A 26,060-nucleotide genomic window follows, 5' to 3' on the forward strand; every position below is an offset into this window, starting at 1 on the left:
CGAGATCGAATTTGCGAACCGCCGATCTCTTGTTACCGTTCGAGTAGCCCGGTTGCTGGTGCATCCCCCGTCGCCAGCAACCGGGTCTTTTCATGCCCGGCATCGGACGGTCAGTCAACAGCCTTGCTACGAAGGCGAGTTGCTTCCCGAACGCAGCAGCAGCGGCGCGTCGGCACCCGAACCGTTCGCGAACTCGGCGACGGCGGTATACGCGTCCGCGGCCCCCGCCGTGCGTTCCCGAGGAGTCTCGCAGACCTCCGGATCGTCCTCGGCGCCCACCGCGCAGTGCGCCTGCACCGTGCGTCCGCCGGGGCCCATCAGACTCAAGAGCGACCGCAGCCCCGTGCCCGTCGCGTTGCGGTAGTACGTGCGCGCCCAGGTCCGATCACCCTGCGTCATGACGCAGGTCTGCGCCTCGACGCCCTCGGGCGAGGTCAGTTCGGGACCGCACCGGGCGGCGGTGGCCGGGCCGAGGCCGAGCAGGCGCGGAGAGCCGGAGGGCGCCGGGGCGGGCGGCCGGTCATCGGTGCGGGCCGCCCCCGGCGGGCCGGTCCGCCGGCCGTCGCGGACGGAACCGGCGGAGGCCACGGCGAGCGGAAGGGCGAGGGCCGCCGCCACGACCCCCACGAGCGCCACGAGGCGAACCCTTCGGGGGTCCGCCCCGCCACGCGACGGCGTCGAGGCGCCGTGCCCCCCGGAAGTGCGCTGCATGGGTCGGACGATAACGAGCGGGAGCGGGCGCGCGGCCCACCGCGCGCCGGTCGCCCCTACAACTCGGGCGCGCTCACACCCGTACGAGTGAGTGCTTCGACGGCGGCGTCCACCACGGCCTCCACGTCGGGCACCCAGGGGGCGGCCGAGCCGGGCAGCGGGGCGCGCTCCCAGCGGACCCGGCCCTGGCCCGTCTCGGACGGCGGCAGCGCGATGTATCCGCCGTCGCCGTGGAAGCGCAGCGAGCCGGGGACGAAGTCCTTGGCGTAGAGCAGCTCGCCGAGCCGCTCCATGGAGTACGGGGCGACCAGGATCGCCCAGCGGTCGGGGGAGGCGACGACCGGGCCGAGGCGCATGCCCGCCTGGTCGAGGGCCGTCAGGGCGCGGGCCGCGGCGGGGGCCGGCAGGCTCACCGCGCACGGGGCGCCGCCCCCGGTGGCCAGCACGACGGGCGCCGTGGGCCGGTTGGTCCACCACCAGCGCACCATGCGCTCGTCCGTGGTGGCCGCGAGGAGGCCGGGATCGAAGGGATGGGCACCGGGCACCGCGCAGTCCGGGTCGGGGCATCCGCAGCGGGCACGCCCCTGCGGGTCGGTCGCCACACCCGGGAGAACGGGCCACTGCCAGGCGGTCGCGAAGGTGAGGGCCGCGCCGAGCATCTCGGGCCTCCCGTCGTTCCGCCCGGACAGGAGCCTGCGTCGCCTTCCGAGGATCTCGCGCATGAGCGCTCGTCCTTTCCGTTGCACGCCTGGCAACACCGAGGATCACATCACACCATGTGTCGATCACTTCACTGTGCGTACCTGCTGGCGCATCACACCCCTGTCGAAGACAAGGGAAACCCCGCCGGGTCGAGCATGTGGCTGCGTCCGCACCCACATCGCGTACATCCGAAGCTTGGGTATGGCGTGGGGTGGCGGCGCCTGGCGTTTTGCGTCCCGCGGTGTTTCTCGCCGCCTCCGCCACGGGAGGATGGGGCACGGTCGTCGGTGGTTAAGACGCCCGGGTCCGCCGCCAGGTTCCGGGCGGATCACACCGCCCCTGGCCTTCACCGAGTACGTACCCAACACGACCGCTGTGACGCTCCGTCGAACGAGGTCAGTCGACCTCAATCAGCCGTTACCCGAGTAAGTTTTAGGCCAACTTGGTTTTCTCGCAAGGGTTACCGACGGTCTCACGGACACCAGGAATCCCTGCAGGACAATGCTGGACATCTCCTCACGACTGCGTGTACATGTGGAGACACTGCTAGCGGCGCAGAACTACATGGGGGTTTGCGATGCTATCGAGCCATACGCGCCGGTCGGAAGGCCGGACGTCATGAACGCCCCTCACCTTCCGAAAGTGGCCGGAATCGATTCAACGGTTCCCGCACCCGCACACACTGTCGCGCCCGCGCCCACGGGTGCCGCCTCGGTCGCGCCGCCCATCGGCCCCGGAGCCGTACTCCAGGACCGGCTCGCGGGCTGGGTCTCGGACCTCACGACCCTCCACGAACTGACCGAGCGCCTGGCCCGCACCTCGGCACTGGACGAGGCGCTCCGGGAACTGCTGCACGCCGGAGCCGCCCTGGTGGGGGCCCGGCGCGGCCTCGTCGTCCTGGAGCCGGCCGACGGGCTCGGGCCCGACACCACGATCGGCCTCGGCCTCGGGCGCGCGGACCTCGGCCACATCGAGACCGTCCCGCGCAGCTCCCTGCCGTACGGCAGGATCCTCGACGGCCTGCCCGGCGGCGAGGGCGAGATCGCGCAGCCGGACCTGCTGGCGGAGGACGGCCTCGACCCCCGCCACCGCGAGGTGGCCGCCCGCCTCGGGTACGCGGCGAGCTACGCGCTGCCCCTGTCGGCCGAGGCCGCCGGCTCCCTGGGCGCCGCCGTCTGGCTCTACGACGAGCCCGCCGAACCGTCCGAGCGCCAGCGCCACCTGGCCGGCCTGTACGCCCGGTACGCCGCCGAGCACCTGGCACGGCTGGTGGAACTGGAGCGGACGCGCGCGTGCATGACGACGATCTCCACCGAGCTTCTGCCCCCGCGGCTGCCGCGGGTCCCCGGCGTGCAGCTCGCCGCCCGGCACCGCACCGGTCCGCGCGGCGGCGGCGACTGGTACGACGCGCTCCCGCTGCCCGACGCCGCGCTCGGTCTCGCCGTCGGTTCCGTCACCGGGTCGGGGCCGAGCGCCGTCGCCGCCATGGGCCGGCTGCGGGCCTCGCTGCGGGCGTACGCGGTGATGGAGGGCGAGGACCCGGTGGCGGTGCTCTCCGACCTCGAACTGCTGCTGCGGCTGACCGAACCGGCCCGTTCGGCAACGGCCCTGTTCGCCTACTGCGAGCCCGCCCTGCGCAGACTCACGCTCGCCGGGGCCGGCCACAGCCCTCCCCTGGTCATCGGCCCGCGGCGCACCGAGTTCGTGGAGACCTCCCTGTCGGCGCCCCTGGGGATGCTCGCCTGCTGGGAGGCGCCGAGCGTCGAGATGACGGCCGAACCGGGCGAGACCGTGCTCCTCTACACCGACGGGCTGCTGCACCGCACGGGCGACCCGATGGACCGCGCCTTCGCCCGGCTGCACGCGGCGGCGGCCGGGGTCCCGAAAGCCGTCCGCGACGACCCCGGGGCGATCGCCGACCACGTGCTGCGCACGGTGCTGCCGGACGGCCTCGACGCGGCGGACAGCGACGAGGACGTCGTCCTGCTGGCCGCGCGGTTCGAGTGAGCGCGCGGCCACCTCGTGTAACGGGCCTTCCGGGCCTGGGCCCCCTTCACCGCGACCGTACGATGGAGGAGGTCCAGAGTCGTATCTAGGAGGCAGACCGTGTCGGAGGCGCTCACCCCGGAGACCCCGGAAGCCGTGCTCGACGAAATCGCCGACGGCGAGGAAGAGCCCATCAAGCAGCGCAAGAACGGCCTGTACCCGGGCGTGTCCGACGAGCTCGCCGACAGCATGAAGTCCGGTTGGGCCGACACCGAGCTGCGCGGGCTCGCGCCCGTCGAGCAGGCCGAGCACACCGCCGCCCGCCGCGCCGCGCTGTCCGCGCGCTTCCCGGGCGAGCGCCTGGTCATCCCCGCGGGCAACCTGAAGACCCGCTCGAACGACACGGAGTACCCCTTCCGTGCCTCCGTCGAGTACGCGTACCTGACCGGCAACCTCACCGAGGACGGCGTCCTCGTGCTGGAGCCGGCCGCCGAGGGCCACACGGCCACGATTTACCTGCTGCCCCGCTCCGACCGGGAGAACGGCGAGTTCTGGCTGTCCGGCCAGGGCGAGCTGTGGGTGGGCCGCCGGCACTCGCTCGCCGAGGCCGAGCAGCTGTACGGCATCCCCGCGTCGGACGTCCGCGAACTGCCCGCCGCGCTGGCGGAGGCCACCGGCCCCGTCCGTGTCGTGCGCGGCTACGACGCCGCCGTCGAGGCCGCGCTGACCGACAAGGTCACCGCCGAGCGCGACGCCGAGCTGCGGGTGTTCCTCTCCGAGGCGCGCCTGGTGAAGGACGCGTTCGAGGCCGGGGAGCTGCAGAAGGCCGTCGACTCCACCGTCCGCGGCTTCGAGGACGTGGTGAAGGTCCTGGACAAGGCCGAGGCCACCAGCGAGCGCTACATCGAGGGCACCTTCTTCCTGCGCGCGCGGGTCGAGGGCAACGACATCGGCTACGGCTCGATCTGCGCCGCCGGACCGCACGCCTGCACCCTGCACTGGGTGCGCAACGACGGCCCGGTCCGCTCCGGCGACCTGCTGCTGCTCGACGCGGGCGTGGAGACCCACACGCTCTACACCGCCGACGTCACCCGCACCCTGCCGATCAACGGCAGGTACACGGAGATCCAGAAGAAGATCTACGACGCCGTCTACGAGGCCCAGGAGGCCGGGATCGCGGCCGTCCGGCCGGGCGCCAAGTACCGCGACTTCCACGACGCGGCCCAGCGGGTGCTGGCCGAGAAGCTCGTCCAGTGGGGCCTCGTCGAGGGCCCGGTCGAGCGGGTCCTGGAGCTCGGCCTGCAGCGCCGCTGGACCCTGCACGGCACCGGCCACATGCTCGGCATGGACGTGCACGACTGCGCCTCGGCCCGCACCGAGACCTACGTCGAGGGCACCCTGGAGCCGGGCATGTGCCTGACCGTCGAGCCCGGCCTGTACTTCCAGGCCGACGACCTGACGGTGCCGGAGGAGTACCGCGGCATCGGCGTCCGCATCGAGGACGACATCCTCGTCACCGAGGACGGCAACCGGAACATGTCGGACGCCCTGCCGCGCCGCTCGGACGAGGTCGAGGCCTGGATGGCGTCCCTGAAGGGCTGACACCGCGCCCCGGCAGGGGCCCGGCACGAAGGGCCGGCCGGCCGTCCCCGCGGGGGGGGCCGGCCGGCCCTTGTCCGTGCGGCGCTCAGGCGGGCAGCAGGGCGGGGGACGTTCTCCACTTGAGGACCCTGCCGAAGCTGACGACCGCGCCGCCCGGGCCGGGCTCGTTGCCGATGTGGACGTGGTCGGCCAGTTCGCGGATGAGGCACAGTCCCCGGCCGTGTTCGGCGTCCCCGTCGGCGGGACGGAGCGCGAAGGGGCTGCCCCCCGCCGGGAAACCGGGGCCGGAGTCGGCGACCTCGATCCTGCACCGGTCGCCGTCGAGGTAGGCCGTCACCCGGTACTCCTCGCCCGCGCCGTCGAGCACGGCGGCACCGCCGTGCTCGACGGCGTTGGCGCAGGCCTCGGTGAGCGCCACGGAGAGGTCGTAGGAGATGTCCGGGTCGACCCCCGCGCTCTCCATCGTGCCGAGCAGCAGGCGCCGGGCGAGCGGAACGCTCGCAGCCTCGCGCCGCAGATGGAGTGACCACCAGATGCTCATGCTCCAGCCTCCCGGCCGCGGCTCGACATACCGATACGTATTGCCGCGGGCGACCGTGCGCAATCGCGTACGGGGCGGGACACCGCCCGTACGGCGGACGCGCGAAGCCGGCGGCCCGGTGTATGCGGTCGCGAGCCGGCAACAGGAACCGGGCGTTCCCCGCCACGTCCCCCGTGATGCCGGCAGACCGGTCGTACCGCACCGTGCGGACCTGCCGTCGGTGGCGGGTGGGCCCAGTGCGATGATGAGCCCGCCATGACTGCCCCCCACCCGCGATCGGCGCCCTCCGGAGCCGGCTTGCGCATCCTCCGGGCCGCGGTGTTCGCCGCGGTCTGCGTCGCGCTGGCCGCGGCCGGGCACGGTCTCGCCTCCTGCGCGGTGGTCCCCCTGTGGACCCTCGGGGTGGGCTTCCTCGCGGTCTTCGCGGTCGCCGCCGCACTCGCCGGACGCGAGCGGGCCCTGCCGGGCATCGTCGCGGTCCTCGCGATCGGCCAGACCGCGCTCCACACGCTCTTCGCCGTCGGCCAGACCGGTACGGCGGCCGGCGCGTCCATGGGGGCGATGGCCTCGGGCGCACCCGTGCCGGACGCCGCGGTCGTGGCCCGGGCGGCCCGGCTGGTGTGCGGGACGACCGCCGCCGCGATCAGCCCGGCGCACGCCCGGAAGATCCTCGACGCGGCCCGGCTCACCCCCGGCACGGGTGGCACGCCGGCCGTGCGGCACGCCGCGGACGCGCTCCCTGCGGCCGGGGACACCTCGATGCCGCTGCTGCCGTCCCTCCCGATGCTGCTGGCCCACCTCCTCGCGGCCATCGCCGCGGGCTGGGTGCTGCGCCGCGGCGACCTGGCGCTGCTGCGGCTCCTGCACCTGTCGGCGCAGGGCGTCGCCGAACGGGCGCTCATGGGGTCGCTGCGCGCCGCTCTGGTCCTGGTCCGCGCCCTGCGCACGGGACTGCGGGGGGCGCCCGAGATCGCCCGCCCGCGCCGGACCGCGCCGCGCGCTCTGCGCACTCCGCGCACGGCGGCGCTCCAGCACACCGTGGTCCGCCGCGGGCCGCCCTCCCGGGCTCTCGTCCTCGCCGCCTGACACGACGCGCCACCTCACCGAGCCGCAGCCCGGTGTCCCGCCACCGCGGGACCCCCCGGGCCGCCCGGCTCCCGCGGAGGGGACGCGGTCGTGCCGCTCGCGCGCACCCGCCGGGTCCCCGGCCCGGGCCTCTCCGGACCGCAGGGCCGAGGCGTCCGCGCGCCCCCTTCGTCATCAGAACCGAGAGTGGAGTGTTCCCTTCCATGAAGGCTTCCCGTATCACCGTCGTCGGCGCCGTCGCCGCCTCCGGCCTGCTCGCCCTGTCCGCCGCGCCCGCGTTCGCGCACGTCAGCGTCTCGCCCGACGGCGCGGCGGCCAAGGGCGGCTACGCCGTCGTGAACTTCAAGGTCCCGAACGAGCGGGACGACGCCTCGACCACCAAGCTCGAGGTAAACCTGCCGGCCGACCACCCCCTCACCTCGGTCATGCCGCAGCCGGTCCAGGGCTGGACCGTGAAGGTCACCAAGTCGAAGCTCGACAAGCCCCTCACCGCCCACGGCGAGACGATCGACGAAGCCGTCACCAAGGTGACCTGGACCGCCGACGGCAAGGGCATCGAGCCCGGCTTCTTCCAGAAGTTCCCGCTCTCCCTGGGGGCGCTGCCCGAGGACACCGACCAGCTCGTCTTCAAGGCGATCCAGACGTACGACAACAAGGAGGTCGTGCGCTGGATCGAACCGCAGAAGGAGGGGGCCGACGAGCCGGAGAACCCCGCCCCGGTGCTGGCCCTGTCCGCGGCGACCGACGACCACCACGGCTCCGCCGGTGCCGCGGACGCCTCCGGCACGGACGCGTCGAAGGGGACCGACGAGCACGACGAGCAGGCGGCGGCCTCCTCGGACGGCAGCGACACCACCGCGCGCGTGCTCGGCGTCGTGGGCATCGTCGTCGGCGTGCTGGGCGCGGCGTACGGCGTGTTCGCCGGACGGCGGCGCACGAACGCCTGAGGTGCCGCACGGCATCTGAGGCGCCGACACACACTCGCCTCGGTGCGCACCGGGGAGCCGCGGGACGGCGGCTCCCCGGACCGCTCCGGCCGCCGGTTCCCGGCCGGGTCCGGTGCGGCGCTCCCCGCCGCACCGGGTCCGGCCCTCGGCCCGGCCGCCCCCCGGTGCACACCCGGGCGCTCACATCTGGGACATTTTTCTATGCGCAAGAAGACGTACGCGGTGGCCGCCCTGTTCGCGGCCGCCGCACTGACCCTCTCCGCCTGCGGCGGCGACGACGGCGGCAAGCCCGTCGCCGACGTGTCCGTCGAACCCGGCTCCACCAAGGTCGCGACGGTCCTCGACCAGCCCTTCGAGAAGCCGGACCTGGTGCTGACCGACACGCACGGCAAGAAGTTCGACCTGCGCGCGCGGACCAAGGGCCGCCCCACGCTGGTCTACTTCGGCTACACGCACTGCCCCGACGTCTGCCCGCTCACGATGAACAACCTGGCGGTCGCCAAGAAGCAGCTCCCCCAGGCCGAGCAGGACGCGCTGCGCGTCGTGTTCGTCACCACCGACCCCGGCCGCGACACCCCTGCCGCGCTCGGCACGTGGCTCAAGGGGATCGACCCCGACTTCATCGGCCTGACCGGCGACTTCGCCACCATCCAGGCCGGCGCCCGCACGCTGGGCATCTCCATCGCGCCGACCTCGAAGGACAAGAACGGCAAGCTCGTCTCGGTGCACGGCACCCAGGTGATCGCGTTCTCGCCGAAGACCGACCGGGGCTACGTGGTCTACGGCAAGGACGCCACGGTCGACGACTACACCAAGGACCTGCCCAAGATCGCCGCGGGGAGGAACCCGTGAGGCGCCGATCCGGGCGTCCGGCACGCTCCCTCGTCCTCGGTGCGCTGGCCGTGGCCGGCGCGATGGCGCTCGCCGGCTGCGGCTCGGGGGGCGGCGGGTCCGCCGGATCGTCGTCCGCCGCGGGCCGGCCCGACCTCACGGTCACCGGTGCCTACATGCCCGCCCCGACCATGGGCACCATGGCGGCGGGGTTCTTCACCGTCACCAACTCCGGCGGCGCGGACGAGCTGACCTCCGTCACCAGCGATCTCACCGACGACGTGACCCTCCACTCCACGAAGAACGGCGCGATGGAGGAGGAGACGTCCTTCCCGGTGCCCGCGCACGGCACCCTGACCCTCGCCACCGGCGGCAACCACCTGATGTTCGCGAAGCTCACCCACAAGCCCCGGCAGGGCGAGAAGGTGGCCGTGGAACTGCACTTCGCCAAGTCCGGCACGGTGCGGGTCTCCATGCCGGTGAAGTCCGCGACCTACACCCCCGGCTCCGGGCACTGAGGGAGGCAGCACCGTGACACCGACCGTCGCCCCCCGCTTCCGGACGCTCCTGCTGCTGTTCCTCGCCGTCGCCGGCGCCCTGCTGGCCTGCGCGGCGCCCGCCTCCGCGCACGCGGCGCTGACCGGGAGCGACCCGAAGCAGGGGGCGGTGGTCGCCCGGGCACCCGCGCGGATCTCGCTCACCTTCTCCGAGCAGGTCTCGATGAACGACCGCTCGCTGCGGGTGCTCGACCCGCGGGGCAAGCGGGTCGACACCGGCGGGCGGAGCGACCTGGGCGGCAGCACCTACGGCGTGAAGCTGCGGACGGGGCTACCCGACGGCACGTACACCGTGACGTACCAGGTGGTGTCGGCGGACAGCCACCCCGTCTCCGGTGCCTTCACCTTCTCCATCGGGGCGCCCTCGCAGACCACGGTCGCGGCGTCCGGCCAAGCGGTCGGCGGCGGCGTGGTGGGCCTCCTGTACGGGGCGGGCCGCTACTTCTCCTACGCCGGGTTCGTCCTGCTCGTCGGGGGCGCCGCGTTCGTGCTCGGCTGCTGGCAGCGCGGCTCCGGGGTCCGGGCGGTGCAGCGGCTGGTGGTGGCAGGCTGGCTCACCCTGACCGTCTCCACCCTGTCCCTGCTGCTGCTGCGCGGCTCCTACGTGGGATCCGGCAAGGTCGCCGACGTCTTCGACCTGGAACTGCTCGGGCAGGTCCTCTCGACCAAGTCCGGCGCGGCGCTCGTGTCCCGGCTGCTGCTGCTCGCCGCGGCGGCGCTGTTCATCGCGGTGCTCTTCGGCGCGTACGCCAAGCGGGACGAGGACGCGCGTGCCGCCGCGGCGGCCCTGACCGCCGCCACCAGGAAGGCGAACCGGAAGGCCGCCCGAAAGGCGAACGGCGCCCGGGGCGGACGCGCCCGCGGCGCCGCGTCGAAGGCGACGGCCGGGGAACCGGCGGCCCGGGAGGCCACGGCGACGGGGACGGCGGCCGGCACGGACGACGAGAGGGCCGCCGCCCCGGCCGGCACGGGAGTCGCGGAGACCGGCCGCCGCGGGGCGGACGAGATCGCCGACCTCGCCGCGGAGGCGGCGGACCTGGCCGCGGAGAAGAGGGACCTCACCTTCGGGCTGGCCGTCGGCGGCGCGGTCGTCGCGGCGGGCCTCGCCGCGAGCTGGGCCATGGCCGAACACGCCTCCACCGGGGTCCAGGCGGGCATCGCCATGCCCGTGGACGTACTGCACCTGCTGGCCGTCGCCGGCTGGCTGGGCGGTCTGACGGCCCTGCTGACGTCGCTGTTCCGGGCACCGGCGGAGGCGCAGATCGGGGCCGCGGCCGTGCGCCGGTTCTCCCGCCTCGCGTTCGGCAGCGTCCTCGTGCTGGTCGCCACCGGGATCTACCAGTCGTGGCGGCAGGTCGGTTCCTGGTCGGCCCTGACCGGCACGGCGTACGGGCAGCTGCTGCTCGTCAAGATCGGTCTGGTGGCCGTGCTGGTGGGCATCGCCTCGATCTCCCGGCGGTGGACCGGCCGGCTCGCCGACGGCACGACCGAACGGGCCGGGGCCGCCCTCGTGGCCCAGCGGTCGGCGCGCGGCGAGACCGCCGCCGCCCCCGTCGACGCCCGCCGCGCCGCCCAGCTGGCCCGGCAACGGGCCGCCGTCGACACCGCGCGGGCCCGGCGCGTCCGCGACGCCGACCCGAACCGGAGCGGCCTGCGGCGCTCGGCCCTCGCCGAGGCGGCGGTGGCCGCCGTCCTGCTGGCCGTGACGACCGCCCTGACGGCCACCGAGCCGGGGCGCACCGAGGAGGCCGTCCGGCAGGCCGGCGCGGCCGCCGCGCAGCGGACCGGCTCCCTGTCGCTGAAGGTGCCCTTCGACACCGGGGGCGAGGACGGCGAGGGGACGGCCGAGATCACCTTCGAACCGGGCCGGGTCGGCGGCAACGAGCTGCACGTGTTCGTGCTCCGCCCGAACGGCAAGGCGTTCGACGTCCCCGAGGTCAGGCTCGCGCTCACCCTCGCGGCGAAGGCCGTCGGCCCGCTCCCCGTGACACCCGACCGGATCGCCACCGGACACTGGACGGCGAGCGATGTGCAGATCCCCATGGCGGGCGACTGGAAGATCGCGGTGACCGTGCGCACCTCCGACATCGACCAGGTCACCGTGAACAAGAACGCGCAGATCGGCTGAACTCCACCATGACCGACCAGTCCACCCCCGGGACCTCCTCCGACACCGCCGGCGAGAGCCGCCGCGGCACCACCGCCGCGCCCGGCGCCTCCGCCGTCCCGCCGGCGCGGGCGGCCTCGCCGGAGCCCACCGCGCCGGCCGGCATGTCCCGGCGGCGGCTGCTCGGCACCGCCGGCGCCACCGGGCTCGCCCTCGGGGCCGCCGGGGCCGCGGCGGGCTACGCGGCGGCTCCCTCGGGCGACCCGTCCGCACCGCTCGCGTCGGTCGGGACGGACGCGGTGATGTTTCACGGGAAACATCAGCCCGGCATCACCACCGCGCTCCAGGCGCGCGGCCATCTCGTCGCGTTCGACCTGGTGGCGGGCGCGGGCCGCCGGGAGGCCGCCGCACTGCTGCGCCGCTGGTCGGCGACGGCCGAGCGGCTGATGGCGGGCGAGCCCTCGGAGCACGGCGACACGGACGTCGCCCGCGACGCCGGCCCGTCCTCCCTGACCCTCACGTTCGGCTTCGGCCACAGCTTCTTCACGCGCACCGGGCTTCAGAAGCAGCGTCCGGTGGCGCTGGACCCGCTGCCCGACTTCTCCTCCGACCACCTCGACAAGCGGCGCAGCGACGGCGACCTGTGGGTGCAGATCGGCGCGAACGACGCCCTCGTCGCCTTTCACGCGCTGCGCGCGATCCAGAAGGACGCGGGCGCGGCGGCACGGGTGCGATGGCAGATGAACGGGTTCAACCGCTCGCCCGGGGCCACCGCCTCCCCCATGACCGCGCGCAACCTCATGGGCCAGATCGACGGCACGCGCAACCCGAAGCCGGCCGACGCCGACTTCGGCCGGCGCGTCCTCGTGCCCGCGACCGGCGATCCGGCCTGGATGGCGAACGGCTCGTACGCGGTCGTCCGGCGGATCCGCATGCTGCTCGACGACTGGGAGAAGCTCTCCGGCACGGCCCAGGAGGACGTCATCGGGCGGAAGAAGTCCTCGGGGGCTCCGCTGAGCGGCGGCACCGAGACGACGCCGATGGACCTCGACAAGACCGACGCCGAGGGGAACCTGGTCGTGCCGATCAACGCGCACGCCCGCATCAGCCGCCCCGACCAGAACGGCGGCGCCGCGATGCTGCGCCGCCCGTTCTCCTTCCACGACGGCATCGACTCCGACGGCGTGCCCGACGCGGGCCTGCTCTTCGTGTGCTGGCAGGCCGATCCGCTGCGCGGGTTCGTCCCCGTGCAGCGCAAGCTCGACCGCGGCGACGCCCTGTCCGAGTACATCCGGCACGAGGCGAGCGGCCTGTTCGCGGTGCCGGGGGGCGCGGAGCGGGGCGAGTACGTGGGGCAACGGCTGCTGGAGGGCTGAGCGGAACCGGGTCGGGCCGGTCCGCGGGCCGCCTCGGGCGTTCATCCCTGCGGGCGCTGTTCGCCCGGGCACGAGCCTGGTGCGGGACGGCCCATTAGGGTGACGGTATGTCGGCGACGCGCTACACCTATCTCGGCCCCGAGGGAACGTTCACCGAGGCCGCCCTCCGTACCCTTCCCGAGGCCGCGACGCGGGAGCTGGTGCCCATGGTGTCCGTGCCGGCCGCGCTCGACGCGGTGCGCGGGGGCCAGGCGGCGGGTGCGCTCGTCCCGATCGAGAACTCGGTGGAGGGCGGTGTCACGGCCACGCTCGACGAGCTGGCCAAGGGCGACCCGCTGATGATCTACCGCGAGGTCGTGCTGCCGATCGCCTTCGCCCTGCTGGTGCGGCCCGGCACGGCGCTGACGGACGTCAAGACCGTCACCGGCCACCCGGTCGCCCAGCCGCAGGTGCGCAACTGGCTGGCGGCGCACCTGCCCGACGCCCTGTGGGAGTCGGCGGCGTCGAACGCGGACGGCGCCCGGCTGGTCCAGGAGGGCCGGTACGACGCGGCCTTCGCGGGCGAGTTCGCCGCGGCGACGTACGGTCTGGTCCCCCTGGTGACCGAGATCCACGACGCGGCGAACGCCGAGACCCGCTTCGTGCTGGTCGGCCGCCCGGCCCGGCCCGCCGCGCCGACCGGCGCCGACAAGACGTCCGTGGTCATCTGGCTCGGTGACGACCACCCCGGCGCCCTGCTGGAACTGCTCCAGGAGTTCGCCGTGCGGGGCGTCAACCTCATGCGGATCGAGTCCCGGCCCACCGGGCGCGGCATCGGCAACTACTGCTTCTCGGTGGACGCCGAGGGCCACATCACCGACCGGCGGGTGGGCGAGGCGCTGATGGGGCTCAAGCGGATCTGCCCGCAGGTCCGCTTCCTCGGTTCGTATCCGCGGGCCGGTGTCGCGCGCGAGGACGTCGGCCCGCTGCGGCCCGGCACCTCGGATGAGGCGTTCTCCGCCGCGTCGGACTGGCTCGCGCGCTGTCAGGACGGCCGTTTCTGACCGAGGGCCCGTCCGGCCCGTCGAGAGCCGCACACCGGTTCGCCCGTCCCCTTCGGCGTGCCCGGCGCTTCTGCGCGCCCTGGCCGGCGGATCCACAGTCGTCCGGGGCAGGCCGTCCGGTGCTACCTGGTGATTTTCGCCATCCACAGAAGTTATCCACAGCCCCGGTTCTCGACCTGGGGACAAGTCGACAACGAACTACTGCATGGTCGACAAATCGGCCTAGAGGGCCCACCTCCCTCCACAGGGCCGCAGGTCACCCTTCGTCCACTCTTTTCCCTTGATCAACTCCATGGAGCGAATCGTTTCCACCCGAAAGTGCGTGTACGCAGGGTTTGGACCGGGAATTCCTCAGCCGGACAAGAGCCCTCGGAATGATCAATTCCGGAATCCACAGATCTTCCACACAGCCTGTGGATAACCGCCCGATCCCCTGAATCCCTGTGGACAACCTCGACCCAAGTTCCGCCTCCGGCAAGGAAATCCGGTCAACCGGCGGCCGGACGCCTGCTCCGTTCCGGGGAGTAAGGTCGGATTCCTTGACGTGAGTGGCGATCAAGCAAAACGCCGCGACATTCCGCGCATAAGGTGACAGACCTGACGCAGCGGAATATCGGGTCGTTCACCGGAAGCACGCACCGGTAGCCTTGAGGGGTGATTGACCTTCGCCTGCTCCGTGAGGACCCCGACCGTGTTCGCGCCTCCCAGCGCGCCCGTGGAGAGGACGTCGCGCTCGTCGACTCCCTCCTGTCCGCCGACGAGCGGCGCAGGTCGTCCGGCGTCCGCTTCGACGAGCTGCGTTCCGAGCAGAAGTCGCTCGGCAAGCTGATCCCCAAGGCCACCCCCGAGGAGCGTGCCGAGCTGCTCAGGAAGGCCGAGCAGCTCAAGGCCGACGTCAAGGCGGCCGACGTCGAGCAGCACGAGGCCGACGAGGAGGCCAAGCGCCTCCTCCTCCAGCTCGGCAACCTCGTGCACCCGGACGTCCCCGTGGGCGGCGAGGAGGACTTCGTCGTCCTGGAGACGCACGGCACCATCCGCGACTTCGGCGCCGAGGGTTTCGAGCCCAGGGACCACCTGGAGCTCGGCGAGGCGCTGGGCGCCATCGACGTGGAGCGCGGCGCGAAGGTGTCCGGCTCGCGCTTCTACTACCTGACGGGCGTCGGCGCGCTCCTCGAACTCGCCCTCGTCAACGCCGCCATCGCCCAGGCCACCGAGGCCGGCTTCACCCCGATGCTGACCCCCGCGCTGGTCCGCCCGCGCGCCATGGAGGGGACCGGCTTCCTCGGCCAGGCCGCCGAGAACGTGTACCACCTGGAGAAGGACGACTACTACCTGGTCGGCACCTCCGAGGTCCCCCTCGCGGCCTACCACATGGACGAGATCCTCGACGCCGACCAGCTGCCGATGCGCTACGCCGGCTTCTCGCCGTGCTTCCGCCGCGAGGCCGGCACCTACGGCAAGGACACCCGCGGCATCTTCCGCGTGCACCAGTTCGACAAGGTCGAGATGTTCTCGTACGTCGACCCCGAGGACGCGGAGAACGAGCACCGCCGCCTCCTCGACTGGGAGAAGCAGTGGCTCACCGGCCTCGAACTGCCCTTCCAGGTGATCGACGTGGCGAGCGGCGACCTCGGCTCCTCCGCCTCGCGCAAGTTCGACTGCGAGGCGTGGATCCCCACCCAGGGCAAGTACCGCGAGCTGACGTCGGCCTCGAACTGCGACGGCTTCCAGGCCCGGCGGCTGTCCGTCCGCATGCGCGACGGCAAGAAGGTCCAGCCGCTGGCGACGCTGAACGGCACGCTGTGCGCCGTGCCGCGCACCATCGTGGCGATCCTGGAGAACCACCAGCTCGCCGACGGTTCGGTGCGCGTCCCCGAGGTGCTGCGCCCCTACCTGGGCGGCCGTGAGCTTCTGGAGCCGATCTCCAAGTGAGCACCACTCCTGGGCCGGCGGGACCGTCCGCCGCCACGGACACCAAGACGTTCCCGTACCGGCTGGTCGCAACCGATCTCGACGGGACCCTGCTGCGTTCCGACGAGAGCGTCTCGGCCCGCACCCGCGATGCGCTGGCCGCGGTCACCGAGGCGGGCGCGGCGCACATCGTCGTCACCGGCCGCGCGGTGCCCTGGACCCGGCACATCCTCGACGACCTCGGCTACCGCGGTCTCGCGGTCTGCGGCCAGGGGGCCCAGGTGTACGACGCGGGGGAGCACCGGCTGCTCACCTCGGTGACGCTGGACCGGCAGCTCGCCGGCCTCGCCCTGGCCAAGATCGAGGCCGAGGTGGGCCCGCTGCTGCTCGCGGCGAGCCGGGACGGCCTCGACGGCGAGGTGCTGGTGGGCCCGGGCTACCGGGTCCAGGACGGCCCCCTGCCGGTCGTGCCCATCCGGGACGCGGCCGACCTCTGGTCGGCGCCGCTCAACAAGGTGTACGTCCAGCACCCGACGCTCTCGGACGACGAACTCGCGTCCGTGGCCACCCGGGTGGCGGGCGGCCTGGTCGGGGTCACGATGGCCGGCGCGGGGATAGTGGAACTCCTCCCCCTCGGCCTCTCCAAGGCCACGGGGCTGTCGCTCGCGGCGCGCCGGCTCGGCGCGAAGGCGGCCGGCACCATCGCCTTCGGCGACATGCCGAACGACATCCCGATGTTCGCGTGGGCGGCCCGCGGCGTGGCCATGGCCAACGCCCACGACGACCTCAAGGCCGTCGCGGACGAGGTGACGGCCGGCAACGAGGAGGACGGCATCGCGGTCGTGCTGGAAGCGCTGCTCGCCCGGGCCTAGAGGCGGGAGCGGAGAGGTCCGCCGGACGGCCCGCGGCGTCCGGTGCGCTGTGCCGCACGGCGGAGCGCCGCCCGCGTACCGGGCGGACGGACGCGGGTGACGCGACGCCGCGGCGCGGTGCCGGGCGGCGCGGGCCGGTCGAACCGTTCCGGCCGCATCACCGGCGACCGGGCGCCGGCGGCCCGCCGGCTCCACCGCGGGTCCCTCCGGCCGCCGTGCCGGGACCGAACCGCCGTCGCGGGACGGGGAAACAGGGCGGGCGACGAGGGCCGCACCGCGACCGCGGTCCGTCGGGCGGGGCGGAGATCGCCGCCCCGGAGACCGGCCGGCCGACGCGCCCCTCGTGGCGCGGCCCCGCCGGGCAGGGCCGCGCAGCGGTTGTCGGCCGCGCCGACGGCGACGTCGCGCGGAGGGGGGCGGCTGCCCGTGGAACGTCGTGCGGAGGATGCGCGGATCGAACGCGCGCGGGGTGTCACCCCCGACCACGGCTTAGCAAGCCGGTGCCTTCCCACTCGGCCAATCCTCCGGGTGGGCGGCCCGCGCGACACACGCGCGCTCGAAGCGGCCGCCCCGGGCAGCCCCCCGTGCGGTGCGGGTTCGACGGAGGCGCAACTACTCCGGAACCCGCCGCGGGCTGCCCTGCCGGGAGCTCGACGAACTGCTCCTGACGAACATCGTCGCGCTCCTCTCCCGGACGGTGGCGCCGGCTCGATCCCGGCGACGTGGACACAACCACTGTGCCGGGAAGCGGACTTGGGCGCCACCGATTAACGGCAGCCGCGGGCGGGCCCGACCGGGCGCCTCAGCGGCGCCGCCATCGGCGCCGCCGCGCCTTGCCGAAGAACCAGCCGGCGGGCGGCTCGTCCGAGCGCCACGGCTCCGGTTCGGGAGCCGCGGCCCGCCACCGGGCGGCGAGCATCCGCGCCCGGGCCGAGGGCTCGGCCGTCTGCGCGGACCGCACGAAGTCCTCGTCGAGCACCAGGTCGTCCCAGGGCTCGCCGTCCGCCGATCCGGCTCCGTCCCCGGCCCGTTCGCCGCCGTCGTCCCGTGGTTCGCGCGCTGCCATCCCCGTCCTCCCGGCCGAGCGTCCCCTTTCGTCCAGTGTGCCCGGACCGGGGTGAAGGCCCCGTCAAGAACGGGACGGGCCCCCGCGCACCCGCGCCGTTTCCGGCGGCGTGCGCGGAGGCCCGTCCGCGGCGCTCACTCCCGGGTCCTCACTCCTCGCCGGCCAGCGTCAGCGACCGCAGTCGCTGCCCCGCGTACCAGGTGGCGAGGACGGTGACCACGGCCAGCAGGACCGTCGCGGTCGGCAGGCCGACGTCGGAGGTGACCAGGTCGCCCCCGGCCACCTTGTGGCCCACCGCGAGCGCCCACTGCTGGACGCTGAGGGTGCGGGCGCCGGACACCAGGGACCCGAACAGCGCCTCCCAGACGAGCGCGTAGACGAGCCCGAAGACCACGGCGTGCCGGGTCACGGTCCCGAGCAGCAGGAACATCGCGGCGTAGGCGATCGAGGCGACCAGCGCGGCGACCGTGTAGGCGACGGCGATCTGCTGGCCGTTGCCGTTGAGGATCATGCCCGCGACGAAGGTGGGCACGGCCGAGAACGCCATGGTGACGGCGACGGCGACGATCAGCTTGGTGAAGATGATCGTGGGCCGCTTCAGCGGCTTGGCGAGCAGGTACACCACCGAGCCGTCGTCGATCTCGGGGCCGATGGCCCCGGTGCCGGCGATGACGCCGATGATCGGCACCATGGTGGCGAGCGCGAACCCGCCGAGCAGGTCGGACGCCACCTGGTCGTCGGCTCCGGAGAAGCCGCGGACGGCCGCCGAGATGACGACGAGGAGCACGGGCAGGACGCCGAGGATGAGGGCCCGGCGGCGGCCGAGCAGGCCGCGGTAGGTGAGCCGGGCGACTGTGGGGTCGTACATCTTCGGCCTCCTACGCCGCGACGAGATACGAGAAGACGGATTCCAGGGACTCGTCGGACGGCGACACCGTCAGCAGCCGGATGCCGTGCTCGCGCGCGACCCGGGGCAGCAGGGCGGTGAACCGGCCGAAGTCGACGGCCTGGACGCGCAGCGCGCCCTCGGCGAGGTCGACCTCGATGCCGGAGGTCGACGGGTCGGCGATCAGCGCGGCGGCCAGCGCCCGGTCGTCGCTGGAGCGGACGAGGTAGCGGTGCGGGCGGTCGGTCATCAGGCGGCGGATGCGCCGGAAGTCGCCGCTCGCCGCGTGCCGCCCGGCGACGATCACCTCGATGTGGGAGGCGAGTTGCTCGACCTCCTCCAGGATGTGCGAGGAGAACAGCACCGTGCGGCCCTCGTCGCCCATGCGGCGCAGCAGTTCCATGAGCTGCATGCGCTGGCGGGGGTCCATGCCGTTGAAGGGCTCGTCCAGGAGCAGCAGCGACGGGTCGTGGACCAGCGCGGACGCCATCTTGACGCGCTGGCGCATGCCCTTGGAGTACGTGGAGATCTTCCGGTCCTGCGCGTACTCCATCTCGACGGTGGCCAGCGCCCGCCGGGCCGACGCGGCGCCGAGGCCGTGCAGTTCGGCGTTGGCGACGACGAACTCCCGCCCGGTGAGGAAGTCGTACATCGCCTCGCGTTCGGGGACGATGCCGATGTGCCGGTAGATGTCCTCGTTGCGCCAGGTCGGGACGCCGTCGAGGGTGACGGTGCCCGTGGAGGGGGCGAGGAAGCCGCCCATCATGTTGATCAGGGTGGACTTGCCGGCGCCGTTCGGGCCGAGCAGGCCGGTGACACCGGGGCCGATCGTCATGGTGATGTCGTTGACGGCCACCACGTTGCCGAACCAGCGTGAGACGTGGTCGATGGTGAGCGTGGTCACAGCCCGGCCTTTCGGTAGCGGCGCATCAGCAGGCCGTAGCAGCCGGCGATGAGTCCGAGGACGACGACGAGGTAGACGACGCCCTGGCCGGACGACGGACCGACCTCGCCGGGGAAGGCGGAGGAGGCGCCGAGGAAGGCCGTCTGCACCCCGTCGATGAGGGTGATGGGCGAGAACAGTCCGAGCCAGGGCACCGCCGCGCCGCTGGACTGCTCGAAGGCGATGGCCTGGACGGTGGAGACCGCTCCGTAGGAGATGGTCAGCGCGGCGATGACGGCCGCGATGCCGAATCCGCGGCGCGGGGTGACGGCGGAGATGACCAGGCCGATCCCGGCGAACAGCAGCGACAGCAACGCCACGGAGACGAGCCCCTGCCCGAAGCCCTTGGTCTGGTCGGCGAAGTCGAGCTTGGCGAGCAGCGCGCCCACGTAGAGCACGATCAGCGGGGCGGCCGTGAGGATGAACAGCGCCGACGCGAGCGCCGCGTACTTGGCGCGCACGTAGTCGGCGGTCTCGATGGGCCGCGAGAAGTACAGCGGAACCGTCTTGAAACGCAGGTCCCGGGAGACGGCCTGGGGCCCCTGCGAGGCGACGTAGAGGCCGATCACGGCCTGCATGATCACGGCGTAGCGGGTGTAGTCGACCGGGAGGTCCTTGGCCTTGGTGGCGACCGCGACGGCGACCATGATCAGCGCGGGGACGCAGATGACCACGAAGAGCAGCATCGGCAGGATCTTGGACTTGACCGAGCGGCCGAGACCGTAGGCGCCGCGCAGCGACTGGGAGTAGAGGGACCGGCGGGCGTAGGCGCGGCCGAGGCGCGGGCCGTCGTAGCTGCGGTAGCCGATGTTGTGGATGCGGGACTGCTCACCGGGCTGGGTGAGGGACTGCTCAACCGCCATGGCCGACCGCCTCCTTCCGCTGGTCGTCGCCGGTGGGGGGTTCCGTGGCCGCCGGGTGTGCGTCCTCGGCCCGCCGGCCGTCGCCGTCGTGGAAGACCTCGGCGATGTGGTGCCGGCGCTGCTCCATGCGGACCAGGCCGAGTCCGAGGTCGGCGACGAGGTCGCGCACGAGGTCGTAGGTCTCCTCGCTCTCCGTGGTCAGCAGCAGGACGTGCCCGGCGCCCGGCAGGCCGCTGCCGTCGTGGGTCTCGACCCCGCGCGCGTGGAGCGCGTCGCGCACCGCGCGGGTGCCGTCCGGATGCTCGTCGGTGTCGGTGACCTCGATGGCGAGGGTGGTGGTGGTCTGGGTGAAGTCGGTGGTGGAGCTGGAGCGCAGCAGCCTGCCGCCGTCGACGACCACCACGTGGTCGCAGGTGCGCTCCAGTTCGCCCAGCAGGTGCGAGGTGACCAGGACCGAGATGCCGAAGTCCGTGTGGATGCGCCGGATCAGCCCGAGCATGTCGTCGCGGCCGACCGGGTCGAGGCCGTTGGTCGGCTCGTCCAGGAAGACCAGCTGCGGGTCGTGCACCAGGGCCTGCGCGAGTTTCACGCGCTGCTTCATGCCGGTGGAGTAGCCGCCGATGGGGCGGTACCGCTCCTCGTAGAGGCCGACGTGGCGCAGGGTGTCCGCGGTGCGCTCGCGGGCCGCGGCCGGGGGGAGTCCGGACATGCGCGCCATGTGGACGACGAACTCGGTGGCCGAGACGTCGGGCGGCAGGCAGTCGTGCTCGGGCATGTATCCGACCCGCTCGCGGATGGCGGCGCCGTCGGTGGCGACGTCGAGGCCGAGCACGCGGGCGCGGCCCTCCGTGGCGGGGGACAGCCCCAGCAGGATCTTGATCAGTGTGGACTTGCCGGCTCCGTTGGCTCCGACGAGTCCGGTCACACCGGGCCCGACGTCCACGGAGAGCCGGTCAAGCGCGGTCACCCGGGGGAACCGCTTGCTCAGGCTTTCGGTCACGATCACAGTCACGTGTCCGACGGTAGTGGCGCGCGCCACAGCGGTCGTCAGCCCGTGGAGCTGGATCGGCGTCAGCCTCCAGTCGTACGGATCCGTAAGGGTCCCCCTGAGGTACGGCGCCGCCCGGGTCCCGCACGTCCCGTCCGGCCGTTGTCCACAGGCCGGCACCACCTATTGACGCAGCCTCTAACAACTGTCACATTCACCGGTGTCACGTTTCGGGCACGTACCGCGGTCGGCGCGGACAGGGTGGGGCGGTGGCATGACGACGGCAGTGTCAGGTGAACTCTCCGCGGACCTGCGGGGGTTCCGAGAGGTGCAGCGTCTGGCGTACGCCTGCGCGGAGGCGGTGGCGGGGCGGCTGGAGCCCGGCGTCACCGAGCGCGAGGCGGCGCGGATGCAGCGGGTGTGGCTGCGGGAGCGCGGGGTGCGGGACTGGTTCCACCTGCCGTTCGCCTGGTTCGGCGACCGCACGGCGTTCCGCGGCTTCCGGGTCCCCCTCCAGTTCTTCCCCACCGACCGTCCGCTGGAGCCGGGGATGCCGTTCATCCTCGACATGGCCCCGGTGCACCGCGGCTTCACCGCGGATGTCGGCTACGCGGGGTCGCTCGGGCCGAACCCCGTGCAGGACCGGCTGCTCGCCGATCTGGAGGCGCACCGGGAGCTGATCCTGCGGGAGGTGCGCGAGCGGCGGACGCTGCGCGAGATCTACGAGGACGTGGACCGGCTCATGGTCCGCCAGGGGTACGCCAACCGGCATCGCGCGTACCCGTTCGGCGTGATCGCGCACAAGGTGGACCGGGTGCGCGAGCGTGCCTGGTCGCCGCGCCTCTTCGGGTTCGGCCTCCGGTCGCTGAAGGGGCTGGCGAGCGACGCGCTGCACGGGCACCGGGACGGCTGGTCGCCCCTGTGGTCGCCGCACGCCTTCTCCGACCACCCGCCCCACCCGGGGCTGTGGGCGGTCGAACCGCACCTCGGGTTCCGGGGTACGGGCGCGAAGTTCGAGGAGATCCTGGTGGTCACCGACTCCGGGGACTTCGAGCAGAGCGCGTTCTGGCTCGACGACGATCTGCCGCACGTGCGGCGCTGGGCGGAGGACGAGTGAGTCTCGTGGGGGCGCGCGAGCGCCGGGTGCGGACGGGCGGGATCGAGCTGTGCGTCGCCGAGATGGGCGACGAGCGGCAGCCGACGGTCGTGCTGGTGCACGGCTATCCGGACTCCAAGGAGGTGTGGTCCGAGGTCGCCGCGCGGCTCGCCGAGCGCTTCCACGTCGTGCTGTACGACGTGCGGGGCCACGGCCGGTCGACGGCGCCGCGGCCGCTGCGCGGCGGGTTCACGCTGGAGAAGCTGACGGACGACTTCCTCGCGGTCGCCGACGCGGTCAGCCCCGACGAACCGGTGCACCTGGTGGGCCACGACTGGGGGTCGGTCCAGTCATGGGAATTCGTCACCGTCACGCGCACACAGGGCCGCATCGCGTCCTTCACCTCGATCTCGGGGCCCTCGCTCGACCACTTCGGCCACTGGATCAAACGGCAGGCGAAGCGGCCCACGCCCCGTGCGGCCGCCCGGCTCCTCGGCCAGGGCGCCAAGTCCTGGTACGTGTACCTGCTGCACACCCCGGTGCTGCCGGAGCTGGCCTGGCGCGGTCCCCTCGGCAGGCGCTGGCCGAGGATCCTGGAGCGGGTGGAGAAGGTGCCCGCGGGCGACTACCCGACGGCGTCGCTGCGCACCGACGCCGCACACGGCGCCTGGCTGTACCGCGACAACGTACGGCCGCGCCTGCGCCGGCCCCGTGACGACGCCTACGCGCACGCGCCGGTGCAGCTCGTGACGCCCCTCGGGGACGCCTTCCTCTCCGAGCACCTCTCCGACGGCCTGGAGCAGTGGGCTCCGGGGCTGGTCCGCCGCAGCCTGCCGGCCAAACACTGGGTTCCGCGCACCCGGCCCGACCAACTGGCCGCCTGGATCACCGACTTCGTGACCGCCAACGACGGGCGCGAAGCCGGGGTGCCGGCGTCCGCGCCCCGTGCCGCCGGGCCGTACGGCGAGCGGTTCGCCGGGCAGCTGGTGCTGGTCACCGGGGCGGGCAGCGGCATCGGCCGGGCGACGGTCTTCGCCTTCGCCGAGGCCGGCGCCCGCGTGGTGGCCGTCGACCGGGACGCGGAGAGCGCGGCCCGCACGGCGGAGTTGTCCCGGCTGATCGGCTCCCCTGCGGCCTGGGCCGAGGCCGTCGACGTGTCCGACGAGCAGGCCATGGAGAAGCTCGCCGAGAAGGTCGCCGCCGAGTACGGGGTGGTGGACGTGCTGGTGAACAACGCCGGGATCGGTCTCTCCGGCTCCTTCCTCGACACCACCACCGAGGACTGGCGGAAGGTGCTCGACGTCAATCTGTGGGGCGTGATCCACGGCTGCCGGCTGTTCGGGAGGCAGATGGCCGAGCGCGGACAGGGCGGCCACATCGTGAACACCGCGTCCGCGGCGGCGTTCCAGCCCTCCAAGGCCCTGCCCGCCTACAGCACCTCCAAGGCGGCCGTCCTGATGCTCAGCGAGTGCCTGCGCGCGGAGCTGGCGGGCCGGGGCATCGGTGTCTCGGCGGTCTGCCCCGGCCTCGTCAACACCAACATCACCGCGACCGCGCGCTTCGCCGGTGTCGACGCGGCCGAGCAGGAACGGCGCCGGAAGCGGTCGACGCGGCTGTACGGGCTGCGCAACTACCCGCCGGAGAAGGTGGCCGACGCGATCCTGCGCGCGGTCGTGCGCGACACGGCGGTCGTGCCGGTCACAGCGGAGGCGCGCGGCGCCCAGCTGCTGCACCGCTTCGCACCCCGGGCACTGCGCGCGCTCGCCCGCCTGGAGCCTCCCCTGTGACCGGCCGCGGGGGCCGCCGCCCCGCGCGGGACGGCGGGATGGCCGGCGTGATCCTCCGCGGCACGCGCCGTCGCGGGCGCGATCGCCCGGGCCACGGCCCATCTCGGCGGTTTCGGTGCGGGGACGTTCGGCGAACCCGGTGAGACGCGGCCCGAGAGAGCGGCGCGAGGCGGCAGAAGGGCGGCAGGCATGCGCGAGGAGCGGGGCGGTACGGCGCGGTGCGCGGAGGATGCGCGCCGCGCTGCGGACGACGTGCGCCCGGTGGGCGTTCCGCCGGACGCGGCCGACGGCGGGCACGGGGGCGAGGCCCGTCGCGGGGCCGACGCCCACCGCGCGACGGACCCGCGCCGTCCGGGCGACGCGTACCGCATCGAGGATCTGGCGCACCTCAGCGGTGCCACCGTGCGCACGATCCGCGCCTACCAGGACCGCGGGCTGCTTCCCCGGCCCGAGCGCCGAGGCCGCGCCAACCTCTACTCGGACGCCCACCTCACCCGGCTCGGGCAGATAGCCGGCCTTCTCGACCGCGGATACACCCTGGCCTCGATCAAGGAACTCCTGGAGGCCTGGGACGCCGGGCGCGGACTGGGCGGAGTCCTCGGGCTGGTCGCGGAGGTCGAGGGGCCGTGGACCGAGGAGGAGGCCACGCGGATCTCGCGGACGGAACTGGCCGAGCGGTTCGGGGGTTTGCACGACGACGCGGCCGTGGCGGACGCGGTGGAGCTCGGCGTGCTGGAGCCGGTCCCGGGAGACCCGGACGGCTTCCGCGTGCCGAGCCCCCAAGAGCTGGCCGCGGCAGCCGAGTTGCACCGGGCGGGCGTCCCCCTCTCCGTCATCGGCTCCCAGTTGCGGGAGTTGAGGGGCCAGGTGGAGCACATCGCCTCCCGCTTCCTGGAGTTCACCACCGAGCACGTCTTCGCGCGCTATCTGGGGGACAGCACCCCGAGTGACGCCGAAACGGCCGAGGCCGCCCAACTCGTCCGACGGCTGCGGCCTCTCGCGCGACAGACCGTCGACGCCGAACTCGCTCGGGCCATGAAGACGTTCGCGACCCTCCACCTGCGTCAGCACCTGAGGCAGGGCCCCGCTCCCCGGACCCGGGAGGAGGTGCGCACCGTGGCTCTGCCCGCGTCGACAATGCGCGCGGTGGAGAACCTGGTTGGGGCGGAGCATGTCGCCGAGTTCCTGACCCGTGCCGCCGAACGCGAGCTGCACAACAGGGCGATGGACCGCCTGACCTCACGACAACGTTCCGGAGAGGCAGTTGACGAACACCGCCCGGAGTGAGCCCAGTTGTCCACAGAGTGGTCAATCACCTTGTGGATAAGCGTAGTTGCCTGTGGATCAAACCTCCGCGGGAAAATCACCTGCGTGACCCGCGTCTCCCGGGCACGCTGATGAAATGCAGCACGAGAACGACGAGCGAACAGATGGTCCGACCGTAGAACCATCGGACGAGCCGATGGACGACCGGCGCATGGTGACGGTGTCGAAGTACCTGTCGAAGCACCTGCGGCACCAGCCGGAACGGATCGGCCTCACCCTCGGCGAGGGCGGCTGGGTCGAGATCGACGCCCTGATCACGGCGGCCGCCGCACACGGCTTCCGGTTCACCCGCGCCGAACTCGCCCACGTGGTCGACCACAACGACAAGCGCCGCTTCGCCGTCGAGGGAGCACGGATCAGGGCGAGCCAGGGCCACTCGGTGGACGTCGACCTGGGCCTGCCCGCGGCCACCCCGCCCGCGTACCTCCACCACGGGACCGTCGCCGGCCGTCTGGACGCGATCCGCACGCAGGGACTGCGGCCCATGGGCCGGCACGCCGTCCACCTCTCCGCGGACCGGGAGACCGCCGCCCGGGTCGGCGCCCGCCGCGGCCGGCCCGTCGTGCTCGGCGTGGCCGCCGCCGCCATGCACCGCGACGGTCACGTCTTCCACCTCAGCGCCAACGGTGTCTGGCTGACGGAGGCCGTTCCGGCACGCTACCTGCGGTTCCCCGGAGCGCGCTGAGAGGGCTCCGGAGGACGAGGCTCCGGGAAGCGGGGCCGGAGGAGCCGGCACGGGCCGGCCCCGGCGGTGCGCGACACGACCACGCCCGCACGGCCGTCCGGTCCAGTGGCGCGGTCACCTGAACGGGCGGCGGTCGCTCCCCTCCCGA

23 protein-coding genes and 1 tRNA gene are annotated in these 26,060 nt (G+C 73.4%); 15 read left to right on the plus strand and 9 right to left on the minus strand.

The annotated features are described in order from the left end of the window. Nucleotides 1-126: 126 nt before the first annotated feature. Complete coding sequence (locus tag ACGFS9_RS09520; protein WP_393251779.1) at nt 127-711, minus strand: hypothetical protein; 585 nt, start codon at nt 709-711, stop codon at nt 127-129. A gap of 56 nt (nt 712-767) precedes the next feature. Next, the gene (locus ACGFS9_RS09525) at nt 768-1,433 is read right to left on the minus strand and encodes a bifunctional DNA primase/polymerase (RefSeq protein ID WP_393251780.1); all 666 of its coding nucleotides are present in this window, start codon (nt 1,431-1,433) and stop codon (nt 768-770) included. 481 nt (nt 1,434-1,914) lie between these two features. On the opposite strand from ACGFS9_RS09525, the gene ACGFS9_RS09530 reads away from it, so the two are divergent. Together ACGFS9_RS09530 and ACGFS9_RS09535 are read left to right on the plus strand one after the other, a co-directional pair. After that, nucleotides 1,915-3,420 carry a PP2C family protein-serine/threonine phosphatase gene (locus tag ACGFS9_RS09530; protein WP_393251782.1) on the plus strand — a complete coding sequence of 502 codons (1,506 nt, stop codon included), beginning with the start codon at nt 1,915-1,917 and terminating at the stop codon, nt 3,418-3,420. Between the two features lie 99 nt (nt 3,421-3,519). After that, complete coding sequence (locus ACGFS9_RS09535) at nt 3,520-5,001, plus strand: aminopeptidase P family protein (RefSeq protein ID WP_393251783.1); 1,482 nt, start codon at nt 3,520-3,522, stop codon at nt 4,999-5,001. An 85-nt stretch (nt 5,002-5,086) separates the two neighbouring features. On the opposite strand, the gene ACGFS9_RS09540 is transcribed toward ACGFS9_RS09535, so the two are convergent. After that, complete coding sequence (locus ACGFS9_RS09540; RefSeq protein ID WP_393251785.1) at nt 5,087-5,542, minus strand: ATP-binding protein; 456 nt, start codon at nt 5,540-5,542, stop codon at nt 5,087-5,089. A 255-nt stretch (nt 5,543-5,797) separates the two neighbouring features. Here ACGFS9_RS09540 and ACGFS9_RS09545 point away from each other — a divergent pair, with 255 nt between their 5' ends. The 9 genes from ACGFS9_RS09545 to ACGFS9_RS09585 all read left to right on the plus strand — a co-directional run bounded on the left by ACGFS9_RS09545 (nt 5,798) and on the right by ACGFS9_RS09585 (nt 16,272). After that, the gene (locus ACGFS9_RS09545) at nt 5,798-6,628 is read left to right on the plus strand and encodes a hypothetical protein (protein ID WP_393251787.1); all 831 of its coding nucleotides are present in this window, start codon (nt 5,798-5,800) and stop codon (nt 6,626-6,628) included. A 203-nt stretch (nt 6,629-6,831) separates the two neighbouring features. Further along, nucleotides 6,832-7,575: a YcnI family protein gene (locus tag ACGFS9_RS09550; RefSeq protein ID WP_393251788.1), complete on the plus strand. Its 744-nt coding sequence runs from the start codon at nt 6,832-6,834 to the stop codon at nt 7,573-7,575. Between the two features lie 201 nt (nt 7,576-7,776). Beyond that, nucleotides 7,777-8,427 carry an SCO family protein gene (locus tag ACGFS9_RS09555; protein ID WP_393251790.1) on the plus strand — a complete coding sequence of 217 codons (651 nt, stop codon included), beginning with the start codon at nt 7,777-7,779 and terminating at the stop codon, nt 8,425-8,427. A gap of 62 nt (nt 8,428-8,489) precedes the next feature. Beyond that, nucleotides 8,490-8,924: a copper chaperone PCu(A)C gene (locus tag ACGFS9_RS09560; RefSeq protein ID WP_393252082.1), complete on the plus strand. Its 435-nt coding sequence runs from the start codon at nt 8,490-8,492 to the stop codon at nt 8,922-8,924. A gap of 13 nt (nt 8,925-8,937) precedes the next feature. After that, nucleotides 8,938-11,091: a copper resistance CopC/CopD family protein gene (locus ACGFS9_RS09565; RefSeq protein ID WP_393251791.1), complete on the plus strand. Its 2,154-nt coding sequence runs from the start codon at nt 8,938-8,940 to the stop codon at nt 11,089-11,091. Nucleotides 11,092-11,099: 8 nt separating this feature from the next. Beyond that, the gene (gene efeB / locus ACGFS9_RS09570; protein ID WP_393251793.1) at nt 11,100-12,446 is read left to right on the plus strand and encodes an iron uptake transporter deferrochelatase/peroxidase subunit; all 1,347 of its coding nucleotides are present in this window, start codon (nt 11,100-11,102) and stop codon (nt 12,444-12,446) included. A gap of 107 nt (nt 12,447-12,553) precedes the next feature. Beyond that, complete coding sequence (gene pheA, locus ACGFS9_RS09575; protein WP_393251794.1) at nt 12,554-13,489, plus strand: prephenate dehydratase; 936 nt, start codon at nt 12,554-12,556, stop codon at nt 13,487-13,489. Nucleotides 13,490-14,143: 654 nt separating this feature from the next. After that, nucleotides 14,144-15,421, plus strand: coding sequence for a serine--tRNA ligase (gene serS / locus ACGFS9_RS09580; RefSeq protein WP_393251796.1), 1,278 nt, complete (start codon nt 14,144-14,146; stop codon nt 15,419-15,421). Then, nucleotides 15,418-16,272, plus strand: coding sequence for an HAD family hydrolase (locus ACGFS9_RS09585; protein ID WP_393251798.1), 855 nt, complete (start codon nt 15,418-15,420; stop codon nt 16,270-16,272). Before serS ends, ACGFS9_RS09585 begins: the two co-directional genes overlap by 4 nt. A gap of 439 nt (nt 16,273-16,711) precedes the next feature. Here ACGFS9_RS09585 and ACGFS9_RS09590 read toward each other — a convergent pair. The 6 genes from ACGFS9_RS09590 to ACGFS9_RS09615 all read right to left on the minus strand — a co-directional run bounded on the left by ACGFS9_RS09590 (nt 16,712) and on the right by ACGFS9_RS09615 (nt 21,036). Next, nucleotides 16,712-16,798, minus strand: a tRNA-Ser gene (locus ACGFS9_RS09590). 276 nt (nt 16,799-17,074) lie between these two features. Next, nucleotides 17,075-17,338, minus strand: coding sequence for a hypothetical protein (locus ACGFS9_RS09595; RefSeq protein ID WP_393251799.1), 264 nt, complete (start codon nt 17,336-17,338; stop codon nt 17,075-17,077). A 148-nt stretch (nt 17,339-17,486) separates the two neighbouring features. Continuing rightward, nucleotides 17,487-18,206 carry an ABC transporter permease subunit gene (locus tag ACGFS9_RS09600; RefSeq protein WP_393251801.1) on the minus strand — a complete coding sequence of 240 codons (720 nt, stop codon included), beginning with the start codon at nt 18,204-18,206 and terminating at the stop codon, nt 17,487-17,489. Between the two features lie 10 nt (nt 18,207-18,216). Then, nucleotides 18,217-19,128, minus strand: a complete 912-nt coding sequence (locus tag ACGFS9_RS09605) for an ABC transporter ATP-binding protein (protein WP_393251802.1) — start codon at nt 19,126-19,128, stop codon at nt 18,217-18,219. Further along, nucleotides 19,125-20,030: an ABC transporter permease subunit gene (locus tag ACGFS9_RS09610; protein ID WP_393251804.1), complete on the minus strand. Its 906-nt coding sequence runs from the start codon at nt 20,028-20,030 to the stop codon at nt 19,125-19,127. Before ACGFS9_RS09610 ends, ACGFS9_RS09605 begins: the two co-directional genes overlap by 4 nt. After that, the gene (locus ACGFS9_RS09615; protein WP_393252084.1) at nt 20,020-21,036 is read right to left on the minus strand and encodes an ABC transporter ATP-binding protein; all 1,017 of its coding nucleotides are present in this window, start codon (nt 21,034-21,036) and stop codon (nt 20,020-20,022) included. Before ACGFS9_RS09615 ends, ACGFS9_RS09610 begins: the two co-directional genes overlap by 11 nt. A 256-nt stretch (nt 21,037-21,292) precedes the next feature. On the opposite strand from ACGFS9_RS09615, the gene ACGFS9_RS09620 reads away from it, so the two are divergent. The 4 genes from ACGFS9_RS09620 to ACGFS9_RS09635 all read left to right on the plus strand — a co-directional run bounded on the left by ACGFS9_RS09620 (nt 21,293) and on the right by ACGFS9_RS09635 (nt 25,912). Beyond that, nucleotides 21,293-22,135, plus strand: coding sequence for a M24 family metallopeptidase (locus tag ACGFS9_RS09620; protein ID WP_393251806.1), 843 nt, complete (start codon nt 21,293-21,295; stop codon nt 22,133-22,135). After that, on the plus strand, nt 22,132-23,901 hold the full coding sequence (locus ACGFS9_RS09625) for an SDR family oxidoreductase (protein WP_393251808.1): 1,770 nt from the start codon (nt 22,132-22,134) through the stop codon (nt 23,899-23,901). The genes ACGFS9_RS09620 and ACGFS9_RS09625 overlap by 4 nt, the downstream gene beginning before the upstream one ends. Before the next feature lie 189 nt (nt 23,902-24,090). Further along, nucleotides 24,091-25,188 carry a MerR family transcriptional regulator gene (locus ACGFS9_RS09630; protein WP_393251809.1) on the plus strand — a complete coding sequence of 366 codons (1,098 nt, stop codon included), beginning with the start codon at nt 24,091-24,093 and terminating at the stop codon, nt 25,186-25,188. A gap of 175 nt (nt 25,189-25,363) precedes the next feature. Continuing rightward, the gene (locus ACGFS9_RS09635) at nt 25,364-25,912 is read left to right on the plus strand and encodes an RNA 2'-phosphotransferase (RefSeq protein WP_393252086.1); all 549 of its coding nucleotides are present in this window, start codon (nt 25,364-25,366) and stop codon (nt 25,910-25,912) included. Nucleotides 25,913-26,060: the final 148 nt, after the last annotated feature.

The sequence above is a fragment of the Streptomyces sp. NPDC048566 genome (assembly GCF_043199735.1).
In the GTDB taxonomy this organism is placed as follows: domain Bacteria; phylum Actinomycetota; class Actinomycetes; order Streptomycetales; family Streptomycetaceae; genus Streptomyces.

Coding starts and splice junctions, on each gene's coding strand:
- ACGFS9_RS09520 (WP_393251779.1), bottom strand. CDS start 711: ATGCAGCGCACTTCCGGGGGGCACGGCGCCTCGACGCCGTCGCGTGGC.
- ACGFS9_RS09525 (WP_393251780.1), bottom strand. CDS start 1,433: ATGCGCGAGATCCTCGGAAGGCGACGCAGGCTCCTGTCCGGGCGGAAC.
- ACGFS9_RS09530 (WP_393251782.1), top strand. CDS start 1,915: ATGCTGGACATCTCCTCACGACTGCGTGTACATGTGGAGACACTGCTA.
- ACGFS9_RS09540 (WP_393251785.1), bottom strand. CDS start 5,542: ATGAGCATCTGGTGGTCACTCCATCTGCGGCGCGAGGCTGCGAGCGTT.
- ACGFS9_RS09545 (WP_393251787.1), top strand. CDS start 5,798: ATGACTGCCCCCCACCCGCGATCGGCGCCCTCCGGAGCCGGCTTGCGC.
- ACGFS9_RS09550 (WP_393251788.1), top strand. CDS start 6,832: ATGAAGGCTTCCCGTATCACCGTCGTCGGCGCCGTCGCCGCCTCCGGC.
- ACGFS9_RS09555 (WP_393251790.1), top strand. CDS start 7,777: ATGCGCAAGAAGACGTACGCGGTGGCCGCCCTGTTCGCGGCCGCCGCA.
- ACGFS9_RS09560 (WP_393252082.1), top strand. CDS start 8,490: ATGGCGCTCGCCGGCTGCGGCTCGGGGGGCGGCGGGTCCGCCGGATCG.
- efeB (WP_393251793.1), top strand. CDS start 11,100: ATGACCGACCAGTCCACCCCCGGGACCTCCTCCGACACCGCCGGCGAG.
- pheA (WP_393251794.1), top strand. CDS start 12,554: ATGTCGGCGACGCGCTACACCTATCTCGGCCCCGAGGGAACGTTCACC.
- ACGFS9_RS09595 (WP_393251799.1), bottom strand. CDS start 17,338: ATGGCAGCGCGCGAACCACGGGACGACGGCGGCGAACGGGCCGGGGAC.
- ACGFS9_RS09600 (WP_393251801.1), bottom strand. CDS start 18,206: ATGTACGACCCCACAGTCGCCCGGCTCACCTACCGCGGCCTGCTCGGC.
- ACGFS9_RS09610 (WP_393251804.1), bottom strand. CDS start 20,030: ATGGCGGTTGAGCAGTCCCTCACCCAGCCCGGTGAGCAGTCCCGCATC.
- ACGFS9_RS09620 (WP_393251806.1), top strand. CDS start 21,293: ATGACGACGGCAGTGTCAGGTGAACTCTCCGCGGACCTGCGGGGGTTC.
- ACGFS9_RS09630 (WP_393251809.1), top strand. CDS start 24,091: ATGCGCGAGGAGCGGGGCGGTACGGCGCGGTGCGCGGAGGATGCGCGC.
- ACGFS9_RS09635 (WP_393252086.1), top strand. CDS start 25,364: ATGGACGACCGGCGCATGGTGACGGTGTCGAAGTACCTGTCGAAGCAC.